This window comes from Haladaptatus sp. W1 (genome assembly GCF_001723155.1).
Taxonomy (GTDB): Archaea; Halobacteriota; Halobacteria; order Halobacteriales; family Haladaptataceae; genus Haladaptatus; species Haladaptatus paucihalophilus.
The window spans coordinates 1-11,499 of record NZ_MEIH01000344.1 but is presented as its reverse complement, the minus strand read 5'-3'; the positions used below and the strand labels follow the sequence as shown (position 1 = coordinate 11,499).

Below are 11,499 nucleotides of genomic sequence, written 5' to 3'. Positions count from 1 at the left end.
TGTTAGTCGAAGACCTCCGCTTCGAGACTTCGGAACGTATGGAGTGCCGTCATCCCCGGATCGTCGTACCCACCGATCGCTGCACGAAGCGAGCTGATCGTCCGTCGTTGGGTCGAACTCAGCGAAAACTCGACCTTCCCGGCATCGGTGAGTGTTTCGATTGCATCCAGGATGAATACCTTATCTTCACCGGCCCACACGGCAGCGGCGTCGACATTTGCCAGCTTCTCATAGTCCGCAATCAACGCCTCGGGATTATTGCTCGGAGTTTCCACTTCACCGACCCAGATGAGGTCGTCTGCGGTGTCGAAGCCAGCGACGTCGAAGACCGTGTCCTCCCCGTGTTGATAGTAGACCTCCGTCCGGGCGACGTCTTCTTGTTGGGTGAGCCAGGCGTCGAGAAAGACAACTCCAGCCTTGTGCGGCGTTTTCTCACCGAGGTCGCCGACACCTGGACCGGCCTCTAGCGAACGATCCAGAAACTCCCGTCCAGCTGGCAATACGGTGTAGTACTTCTGGCGGAACGAGCGGTGTTCCTCGAGAAATCCTTTCTGTATGAGTGCCTCGACATCGAGATCAGCAAATGGTTCTTCGAGCACAGTCATGCTCTCTTGGAGCGAATACTCGTCGAGTTGCTGGTTCATTGCATCTAGTACGAGCTCGAGAAACGCTGCCTCATCACGCATTACTCCTTCTGCCCGGAGCGTTGCGTCTGGAACATGTGTCGTTGCGTCACTGAAGCGCGTCGCTGTGCCGTCATCGGACGACAGGGGGCGTTCCGTCTCGAGGACGTCTTCTGATTCGTCTTCGTTACCATCCGTGGGCGGTGCAGTAGCAGATACATCGAGCGATGCAAACTCTTGGAGGGAGATTTCAATGCCGTAGCCTTCGGCGTGGGCAGCGATTTTCCGGAGTCGATCAAGGAGGTTACTTGTGGAGTCGGTCGTTTTGTGCGCCCGACGAGCGGCAACGAAGACCTCGTCTTTCGACGCAAACTGACAGCAGACGCTCGCTCGTCGCTCCTCAGACGACGTATACTCGGTACCACAGAGAGCACAGACGTAACCGTCGATATCTGCATCGTAGTGGACGTGCTCGGAGAGCGCAGCGTTGCTCGATTGTTCAACTTTATCGTCCGTGTCCCTCGGCTCTTTGCCTACGTCTGTGGTTTCCGCCTCTCCTTCGCTACTAGGTCCATTCTGGGTACCTGTTTCTGTCTGCTCGGACGATGTGGAGTTCGGTGGGTCGTCGGGTGGTGACTGCTCCGTCGTCGGAGCGCCGAACATGGAAGCGCGTCCGAAATCCTGTTCGTCACTCGGTCGGTCGCTGGCTGGTGTGTCTTCTGTGTCCGATGCTACCTCGCCGTCTGCAGCTGTGCGTGTGTCGTCACTCACACCATCTGCACCGAAGAAGGGTGTCTCGGTTGGAGTGCCACCGTCGGCAGCTTCAGCGTCGGCTGTGTGCTCTTGAGACCCGTCTGTCTCTGTGCTCTCCTCACCCATCTCCACAAGCGTGTCCCGTGCATCGTCATGCCCGATTGTGCTCGGACGATTGGGGATACTGCATTCGTTCTGGGTTCTCCGTCTGACCTGCGGACGGGCCATCTCCTCAAAGAGGTGGCGTGCGTCACCGGCGAGTGGCTCATCACTTTCCGGATGTCCCTCGGGAATTGGCAACGGAGCAAGCGAGAATGTCGTTGGATCGTTTTCACCAAACCCGGGACTCGGGAGTTGCACGACCCACTCGCCAGACGGCAACCGTTGTATCCGCTTGCTGAGGTCTTGTGTAGACAAATTTTCATGGGCCATCGATTTCGCGAGCTCATCGTCAACCTCGATATTCCCGATGATTTTCGTCTTCACGTTGTTCAAAATCTCTTTGTATGGTCGATTCGACCGACTGTGATCGTTCACTTGGTCGGGATACTGCATGATTAGGCCAAGGCTCACCCCGAAGCCCCTACCTTGGGGCAGGAATTCCTCATAGACGAGTTCGGAGGTCGCAACTGCTGCTGCCTCTTCAATAATAACGTTCGCAATCTTCTCATCACTCGTCACTGGTTCGTCCCCGCCTGTCCTGCTCTCATCGGACCATCCCTGCGCAGCATCCCAAAGGTTGCTCAGCAGAACCATCGTCAGCGCGTTGCGCGAGTCGGTACGCAAGTCACCAATATCGAACAGAATCACTGCATCTTCATCGAGAAAATGCCGAAAGTCGAAGACGTTCTCAGTGTATTCGTTGGCTTCGTCGTCCCACTCAGGGACGTGATTGAAGATCTGGTAGAGGTGCTCAAGTTCGACCAGTTTGTTCAGTCGATTCGCAGCCCCACCCATCGACTGCTGGAATTGCGCCTCGTCCAGCTGACACTGTTGGAGTAACGCCCGCTCGATGTGGGCATTCTCTGCACAAATCTCTGGGATGATACGTTCATGGCGCATCTGATAGACGGCCTCAATGAGCGTATCGAGACTAAACGCATCCTGTCCGTACTCCTTGTCAAACAATGCTTTGATCAAGAACGTCAGAATCTCGTTCGCGACGAACGCTCGATCGTGTGTTTCTGTCCCGAGAATCAGCCGCATGACTTCGTGGAAGTGCTCGACAGTATCCTGGATCGCATCTTCCCGGCGCCGCCCCATCGCTAGCTTAGGACGAATATCGAAAAACGAGAAGGCTGGGAGCATCTCCGGCGCATCAAAGTGATAGACGTTGTCCAGCGTGCCGAATTTCGCGTAATGAGCTTTGAGGTAGTTTTCAACCATTGCATCGCCTTTCGATTCGAGCAACACTGTTGGACCGCCGACGTGCTCACTCAGTGTCAGCATATCATTCTGGACGCTTTTGGACTTACCAGAGCCAGTCGAGGCGGCGCGAAGATAGTGGGTGATGAGTGTCGATATGTGGACGTACACTGCGTCATCAAGTGGTTGGTTTCGATCTTTGAGCGGCAGACCAATCGCCATCCCGGGTGCTGACAACCGATCTAGCATCTCCGGTGCTGGGAGTGACAACGGTTGACGGAGCCGCTCTTTGCCACGAGTCCCACGGGCTCCCTCAGTGGTCAGTGTATGTGCACTCGGGACGGCCACGAAATTGGCGAGTTCGTCCGCATTCAAAATGAGCTGCGAGCGTTTGCGCCCTTGGCGAGAGATGTTGAGTGACCGATCGAGCAGCCGTTTGAGTTCCTTCTTCGCCGGATCGCGAATATTGGTCAGTCCCTTCGTGAGACGGTTCCCGTCGAGTTCATAGTACGCCCCATCGAGATGGTTGAACGCGTTCGCAAGCGCGTCGACGTCACTCTCTATCGTTCCAATAGTCGTCTCGTCTGCATCAGCAGGTGGCACCCCCGCTGCACGCATGTTTACCAGAAATGTCTGGGACGGGTTTTTCTGGTCGATGAGTGTTTGGCGAGAGGCCACCCCACCGCTCGGCGTGTGTGGTGATTGGCCGATATTCTCCCCGATCTGTGGCGCGTCTCGGCCACGCCGTCGATCGCGAATCTCTTCTTCGTCATAGCCCCGAAGCATATCTCTGAAATTGGTCTTCGTGGTCTGGACGAACCCATCACGTTTCGTCTGAATATTCTCCTTGCGAGTGTTGGCCACCTTCTCCCAGTCCGCATACCGAGTGAAGAGCACTTGCAACACGGTGGGGGCACTCGCGTTCGCAAGCCGCTCGACTGCCGTTGCGAGCGGGGCTTTTGCCGATGCACTGTCTCCGTGCTGTGTCGCGTGGAGCTGGGAATACTGTGTGAGTGGCGTCATCCAATCGTCAGTACGCGTGGCCACGCCCTGCCACCGAGCCGCGATTGGTGTTCGGGTCAACAGTTCCGACCGCGCATCATCGATCGACTGGGACTCGCCAGTATCCTCGTCGGTATCTGTGTCGGTGCTCTCCGCGGACTGTCCGAGCAGTTCCTCGGGAAGCGTGAGTTCTTCCTCAGAGAGATTGTAACTCGCCGGATATGCAGTAGTCAGCTCCGAACGGACCGTCGACAAGAGCGATTCGTCAGTGGCACCGAGATAGAAGCGCACCGGCGTTTGGTTCCCCTGTGTGAGTGCAAGGAATTCGAACGTGGGTGCACTCTTCTGAGGGAGATATTTGACTTTCCAGCCAGACTTCAGTTTGCGTAGGCCGGCGAATCGGGAGATGATATCGGAGGGTGTGACACGTTCGTGGGCTGGTTCGATTCGAATGTAGCGACGAGTGGTTGTCATGGGTGGTGAAGTGATTCCTGTAATTTCGTGCGTTAGCTGGTGGTGGGTGTGGATTCGCGAGCCTCTTCGAGCAGTGATTGCGGAATGTCGTACTCTGCCGCGCGTCCGTCCGCAAGCAAATAGGAAACATCGCTCGTGTCGAGCGCATTCTGCTCGATCAAGTACTCCCACGGATCGAGATCTTCGTCGAGCACGTGGACGGCAAACTCATCCACGTGCAACTGAATGCGCTTTTTCCAGTCATTGACGAGCAGCAAACTCTCTGAGTGAGTCCCGTCTTCGCCGGTCTGTGCGGAGGCAATGAATCGCTGTTCGTTATGCGTCAAATCGTGGGCAGCGATCATCTCCTCACTCACTGATTCGTGCCGGAAGATCTGCTTGATATTGCAGAGATTGTAGATCTCGCGAGCTTTCTCCAGTGCGTCTGCAGACTGCTCGGTTGACTCAACGAGGAACTCGTCTACTGTCTGGGAGATCAGCGTCAGTCCGGTGTTGAAGTGGCGACTGTGCCGGATGAAAAGGTCGATCAGATCCGTCGTGGCTGCTCGACGCAAGAGGTAGTGTGCCTCATCGATCGTCACCTGCGTCCGGCGATCGCTGCTTTGAGCTCGCTGGTAGATCCAGTCGAACATCACGTGCATAAACAGCGGCGCTTGTCCCGTATCGGAGAACATGGACATATCGATGGTGACGAGCCGATTGTCGAGTTCGACGTTCGTCCGGCCGTTCAGATTCGCGTTCTCACCGCCTTCCTGGAAGGCTTCGAGTCCGAGCAACAACTGGTAGGCGAGTCGCTCGTCTGTCTCTCGGAATCGATCGGCGATATCCTGTACCTTCGGAGCAACTCGTCGTTTGTCGGCATCAGGATGATAGTCGAGGAACTCTGTGGGATCATCGCCATCGGTGATGTGTTCGAGGATATCGATGATATCCCCGATTATTGGACTCGTGTTTTCGTGGGTCGCTGGGTCTTCGGTGATCCCGTACTGGTAATAGGAGAGCAAGACAGCACGCCGAAGAATGCCCTCTTGTTCATTTGAAAGAGCTTGACCGTCACCCGAAGCAAAATGCAGTCGGAACAACTCCATCACCGACCGGTACTTCTTGAGGAACGGATCTTCGACGACGTCGTCGATGCCACGACGGATTTCGAGTGGGTTGATCGTGTTCTGGCCACCAAACCGAATGACTTGCCCACCGAGATCCTCCGCAAAGTCGACGAAATCAGCCAGTGGATCCAGGACGAGGAGTTCGATTTCGGGATCCATCATCATCCGATGGAACATCTCATACTTCTCGGCGAAGGTCTTCCCCGATCCCATCTCTCCTGCAATTACCTTCGAATATGATGAGAATCGGTAGCGATCAAGGAGAACTGGTGTATGCGTCCCGTCAAACCCATAGTAGACGCCCTCGTTATCCGCCAACGCTGGCTCAATAAACGGGAACATGGTGCCAACAGCCGTCTCCTGCATGAGTTGGGTGGCTTTGATCGGATCATCCCCGAGCGGTGCAAGCGCATCCTGTGATTCGACTTGGCGCTTCTCCAAGGGAACTGCTTCTGTATTCGCCTTAGCAATGATCTCAAGTGCACGCTCAGTCGCCTCGTTCAATTCCTGCTTTGAATCGGCGATGATCTCGAAATAGATGGCAAACGTGAACAGCTTCGTCTCGCCCCGGATGATATCCCAAATGAGATCGGAGACAGCCTCGTGGTCGGATTCGAGTTCGTGGGTATCACTCTGATTTTTCTCGTCTTTCCGATAGAGACGAGCACGAAGCTGTGTGAGTCGATTTCGGAGTTTCCGCAGAATCTCATGGGAATCACGCGGCCGGATGTGCTGTGTGACTCGGATATTGTCGTGCGTTGTATAGAGGTCATCAAGCCAGCCGAGCGGAACGCGCTCCGGATAGCCATGGATGGTCATCGTGCGCACGTACTGGCCACCACGAACCATGTATCCCGACTCTAAGAGCCCTGATTCCTCGGAGATCTCATGTGGGGCGATGATATCCCGGTCGGCCAGTGACTGTTCAGTCTCGTCTTGAAGTACACCTAATCGAATCTCTCCATCTTCGGCATTTTCGAGTTCGAGAAGATGTTTCGCTTGGGCCTGGATGTTTTCCTTCGAGAGTTCGTCGCCATTCGCTTCGAGGATGGCAGTTGCCCGGTCGAAGATCTCATCATCGATCTCATCGAGTCCAGGCTCGCTCTTTAGTCCAGGAATGAGTGACCGGAGACGGGAGCCCATCGTTAGATCTCCCCCTTCGAGAATGTCGCATGATCAAAGCGGTCAAACTCCGGTTTGACGTGATTGTAGTAGTGGTACAGGATTTCCATCGTTTCCTGGCGAGTGCTGACTAATTCAGTCGAGACGTCTGTTCGTCCAAGCTTGTCAATCACACGTCGCTGGCGATTGTGTACTTCGCGGATACAAAGTTCGGTTTCTGTCTTCTCATGGTTCTTGACCCACGGAAGCCGTTTGAGAATGTTTGCGCCGGCAGAGCCGATAAGCGGGAGCGTGCTTAGTTGATTGAGCACACTCCCAGTATCAAGATTGGTCGTGACCTGCGCAGCGTTGACGCGGATGACGATGTAGTAATCGCGTGTTTTGATCCCAGAGCCGTCGATGTTATCCTGTGCCCATTGGATGTAGTAGCGACGACCATACTGCAGAATTGGAGATTGTCCTCGTGCAGCAACGCTGGTGCCACCGCGAATGAACTTGTTGTAGTGTTCACCCAGATCGAACTCACGAGGATAGCACGGGATAGCAATCGACCAGTCGAGCGCCATCAGAAAGGAAATGTAGTCGCTCATGACCTGCCGACGCTGCTCATAGTTGAGCGTCAGCCAATTCCGGGGCTTGACTTTCACGAGGCCAATGTAGTCGTCACCATCAACAGCGATGCCATCATCACGAACGTAGTCAAAGCCGAGTTGCGCCTGTGTCGTCGTCTTCTTGTTGAGTTTGTCTTCGAGGTGGAACTGGTCGCGAGCTCGTGCTTCGTCACGCGCCGTTGGGAGGTCCGTGTCAATTGCTTCGAGGGCGGCATCCATCGCTCGGAGGACGTCCAAATCTGATTCTGGGCGTTCTGCATCGGTTTCGATTGCTCGATCGGCTATCCCAAGTGCTGTCCGTACAGTGGGCCCGTCAGCGGTTGGCTGAGTGGTTGACTCATCTAGTGCTGACGTGGGTGTCGTCGTGGAATCAGGGTCAGCCGTCTCGGTTTCTGCTTCGTCTCGACTGGCTGACTGTCCAGTACTGGCTGTCGAGGTGTCGGTGGCAGGCGGTGGTGAATCCATGGTTGTTTACTGATGGGAGTCGTGGTCGTCTTCCGCTTCGATCGTCTCGATGTCGAGGCCAGCGTGGCGGACACCAACCACATCTTGTGTTTTCGTCGTTTCCGTGGCGGGTCGCGTCCGACGATTGCGGTAGGTGGTGGTTCCGAGGTAGTAATGCACACAGGCTCGTGCGTAGCTCAGTGGCCGCTGTGCAGCCGGCGTGATGAGGAGGATCACCACTCCGAGCGCGAGCGCAAGGCCGGTGGCAATGAGAAAGAGATCACCTGAGGCACCGAGACTCTGGGCAATGCCAAGACCGAGAAACGGGAGGACGAGTGCTTCACCAATGTCGCGGGCAGTCAGACCGAAGATGAGCTTTGTATTGATGATCTGGCCGGCGATTGGGAACGTTTCCATTTGATATTATCTTATGCCACGACTAGTTAATAATTACTCTAAATGTCGATTTTTGGTTTGATTCTCACTAACACTAAGGTATTATCCTAACCGCGGTGCGTCCCACAAGAGACGACGTACACCCGTTTCCCCGTAACGCAACAAACGAGATAATTAGTCGAGAAAGAATATCTCGCTTAAGCATCTATACGCTAGTATGCCGACTGACCCACCGTTCTCGAATCGTCCATCGATCGATGACCTCGAATCGGTCTTCACCGACGCTCCCTCGACCGAAGAACGCATCTATAGTCTCCTTGTGCAGAACACGGGCGGTGTGAGTGCCCCAGACGTCGCCGAGCAACTCTCGTGTTCAACAGACACCGCTCGCAAGTATCTCAACTGGTTCACTGAACTCGGCGTCGCTACCAAACGCGACGGCCGGCCAGTCCAGTATGAACGCAACACAGAATATTTCGAATGGCGGTACGTGAGTGAACTCGCCAACACCCATTCACTGGAGGATCTCAGAGGGAATGTGCTCGAAATTCGGGATCAACTCAAGACGTTCCGTGATCGCTACGATGCCGACAATCCATCCAGCATCGATGTCGTTGAGGCGGCCGATCGTCTCGACGTTGATCTCGAGGAAGCATGGGACGACCTTTCGACGTGGGCGAGCCTTGAGGAAGAACTTCGACTCCACGACCGTGCTCGCCGTCGTCTCAGTGACCGCGCTGAAGCGAGTGCTGACTAACGATGGGTTCTCACGACACGCACACTCCCGTCGGGAGTGTTGACCGAACAATTCTCATGAGTATCAAACAACGTCTTGATACCGCGGCCTACATCGGCACAACAACCATCTCATTGAAACACGGAAAACCGACGCTCACGGCGACATTCATCCGAGACTATTTTCCACCGGATGTCGAGGACGCGTACTACGATCTTCGTTGGTACACCAGTGGTAATTTCGAACTGCATTATCAAGAGAACTGGAGCGACGACCGAGGATGGAAACGCCGGTGGGACAAACATCCCCGGGATGGCAAGCGAACCCACTACCATCCCCCACCAGATGCCGGTCATCCACCTGAACCAGCCGAGTTCCCGGACAATTACTATGAGATGCTTCGGTACATTGATGAGCAAACGCTTGCCCATATCAAAGAGCATCCACTCCTCGAGAGTGACTGAGTCTTACAACAGTCGCGTGAAGCTGAGAGGGATCCATAGCAGTATTTTGTTGTAGAGTATGGATGACAGTATTGAAGGAACTCGTGACAAATTACCACTCATTTTTCGGACAGCTCCATACAGGCGTCCAAACGGATAATACTACAAAACGTTACGGTAACAATCGGTTCTACGAGGTCGACAGCAAATAGCCAAACGTGGGAGGTGCTCTAATAGCTCATCTCTCCGCAGAAATCACCGCTTCTCACCACCTTTCATGACCTTCAGTCGTCCTCTCTCATCCTCACCTGGAAAGAGTTCCGAGAAACGATCAACCAGCGCCTCAACTTGCGGGTGATCAGTATACGCCACGTTTTTAGTAGACCGATCGTATTCGATGAGCCCTGCATCGGCAAGTTTCGGGAGATGACAGTGCTGGAGTGAGACGGTGACTTCGTCCACTTTGTCCGTCAGAGCGGTTTCAGGAGCTGGCGTATCTTCCCAGGCACTGATATCAGCCACTAACTCCTCGAGGGAGATCGGTTGGTTCGCCGTTTGGAGCCGTTTTAATACATATCGTCGCCGTCGATCCGTAAGAAGACCGAAGAGGCGATTCATTTGCTCGGCGGTGACATCATGAGGTGGTATCTTCTCGAACTGATTTTCCATAGCTATGCTATGACCCCTGAACCAGTAATGATTATTCATGAATATTCCCAGATATTGTGGAAAGCACAGGTAGTTTTGAACTCACTATAGAGTGCTAATAGCCGCGACATCCATCTACTGGTTTTCTAACTTGCTAAGCGGAAATCGACGCACGGTGTACAGCTGATCGTGTCATAGTATGCCTCGTTTCACTATGGTGAACGATCGCTTGTCTACTGACCTCATCACACAATGTGCCAGTCGTTGTACTTACGATGTTGTCTCGCTAAGTTTGATGCGTGGAACACGACATCACTCAAAACCGGGAAAGGATAGCCTGGTGGCTGATCTTCAGCATTCTTGGCGTACTTTTCGTCTACATCCTCTACTCGTATGTGGGTACGATCGTTCTCGGATTATTTGTTTACTATGCAACGCGACCCGTGTACCGGCAGCTAACCCATCGTGTGGGATCACCGACGCTCGCAGCCGGGCTTTCTCTCGGTATGCTCGCGTTCCCAGGATTACTTCTGATCGCGTATACTGTACTCGTGAGTATTCACCAGGTGAATGAACTCTTTGGGTCAAATTTGGATCAATATCAATTACTTCTTGGGCCATTTCTGCAGCGTGTTATTGGGACACAGGATCTACAGGTATTATTGCAGCAGTTGCTTTCAAATCCCCAGCAACTTACGCAGTATCTCAGTCCACAGACTATGAGTAAGATACTCACATCAACAGGTGGATATCTGAGTGCAATTGTCGTCGGTCTTTTGCACGTTTTCATTGCACTCGCAATTGCGTTCTATCTTCTCCGAGATGGTCAGAGGCTTGCGAATTGGTTCACATCACATATTAGTAAGTCGGACAGCGCAACACATGCCTTCTTAGAGGCCGTTGATACTGATCTTCAGACGATCTACTTCGGCAATATTTTGAATGCCTTCGTGGTCGCTATCATCGCTTCGATCACGTATACGGCCCTCAATGCGATTGCTCCTCCTGGGCTTGCTATTCCAGCAACTGTTTTGTTCGGGCTATTAACGGGGCTTGCAAGTCTAGTTCCAGTGGTTGGAATGAAACTCGTCTACGTTCCAGTCGGTCTTTATCTAGCTGGCGTCGCATTAGCATCAGAGCCACTTTATATTTGGTTCCCTGTGGCTTTTCTACTCATTACAGCCACGATTGTTGATGGGCTCACCGAAATACTATTGCGGCCATACATCTCCGGTCGGAATCTCCACGTTGGCCTCGTCCTATTCGCGTATATCTTTGGCCCGTTACTGTTCGGTTGGTATGGACTGTTCCTTGGACCGCTTTTACTCGTATTGTTCGTCCATAGTACCCGCATCATTTTACCGGAATTACTACACGGACGCGAATTGACGCCACAAGCAACTGCAACTGATCCAATTCCAAATCCAAATGAAAACCAGCCTGCAACAACGAGTGGAAATGATTCCACTCAGCAAGACTCGAAATCCTCCACAGAAACATTATCAGCAGACCAAGCATCTCCCACTGAGACTACAAAACAACAAGACGAAAGTTCAGACGACCACTCGTGATAACAATCTCTAGATCAACCCGACTGCGTTGGTACTAAGTCAGACACTGCTGAAGTCGACTATTGAGTATTCTAAGCACGCAAGTTGCCAGTTCGGGGGGTGACATCCTGAGCAAGATGTTTTGACCACGGTTTTCAGCAAAACATCATTTTAGAGACGTATGTAATATTCCATGTTGATTTTGAAGTAGCAGGAGCACCTC

Annotated in this window: 8 protein-coding genes; 3 read left to right on the top strand and 5 right to left on the bottom strand. The window is 53.4% G+C overall.

Features of this window, described 5'->3' with window-relative positions:
• Positions 1–2: 2 nt before the first annotated feature.
• The 4 genes from BG842_RS20010 to BG842_RS19995 all read right to left on the bottom strand — a co-directional run bounded on the left by BG842_RS20010 (position 3) and on the right by BG842_RS19995 (position 7,920).
• Positions 3–4,217, bottom strand: coding sequence for a hypothetical protein (locus BG842_RS20010; protein ID WP_069452159.1), 4,215 nt, complete (start codon positions 4,215–4,217; stop codon positions 3–5).
• Positions 4,218–4,249: 32 nt separating this feature from the next.
• Positions 4,250–6,469, bottom strand: a complete 2,220-nt coding sequence (locus BG842_RS20005) for a VirB4 family type IV secretion system protein (protein WP_069452158.1) — start codon at positions 6,467–6,469, stop codon at positions 4,250–4,252.
• 2 nt (positions 6,470–6,471) lie between these two features.
• A complete protein-coding gene (locus BG842_RS20000; RefSeq protein WP_139136207.1) occupies positions 6,472–7,278 on the bottom strand; it encodes a hypothetical protein in 807 nt (268 codons plus the stop codon).
• A gap of 252 nt (positions 7,279–7,530) precedes the next feature.
• Positions 7,531–7,920: a hypothetical protein gene (locus tag BG842_RS19995; RefSeq protein ID WP_069452156.1), complete on the bottom strand. Its 390-nt coding sequence runs from the start codon at positions 7,918–7,920 to the stop codon at positions 7,531–7,533.
• A gap of 196 nt (positions 7,921–8,116) precedes the next feature.
• Here BG842_RS19995 and BG842_RS19990 point away from each other — a divergent pair, with 196 nt between their 5' ends.
• Both BG842_RS19990 and BG842_RS29135 read left to right on the top strand, forming a co-directional pair.
• Complete coding sequence (locus tag BG842_RS19990) at positions 8,117–8,656, top strand: hypothetical protein (protein ID WP_083252657.1); 540 nt, start codon at positions 8,117–8,119, stop codon at positions 8,654–8,656.
• Between the two features lie 56 nt (positions 8,657–8,712).
• Complete coding sequence (locus tag BG842_RS29135; protein WP_139136206.1) at positions 8,713–9,099, top strand: hypothetical protein; 387 nt, start codon at positions 8,713–8,715, stop codon at positions 9,097–9,099.
• A 234-nt stretch (positions 9,100–9,333) separates the two neighbouring features.
• On the opposite strand, the gene BG842_RS19980 is transcribed toward BG842_RS29135, so the two are convergent.
• Positions 9,334–9,747, bottom strand: a complete 414-nt coding sequence (locus BG842_RS19980; RefSeq protein ID WP_139135969.1) for a hypothetical protein — start codon at positions 9,745–9,747, stop codon at positions 9,334–9,336.
• Positions 9,748–10,025: 278 nt separating this feature from the next.
• Between BG842_RS19980 and BG842_RS19975 the strand changes: the two genes are divergently transcribed.
• On the top strand, positions 10,026–11,297 hold the full coding sequence (locus BG842_RS19975; RefSeq protein ID WP_069449921.1) for an AI-2E family transporter: 1,272 nt from the start codon (positions 10,026–10,028) through the stop codon (positions 11,295–11,297).
• Positions 11,298–11,499: the final 202 nt, after the last annotated feature.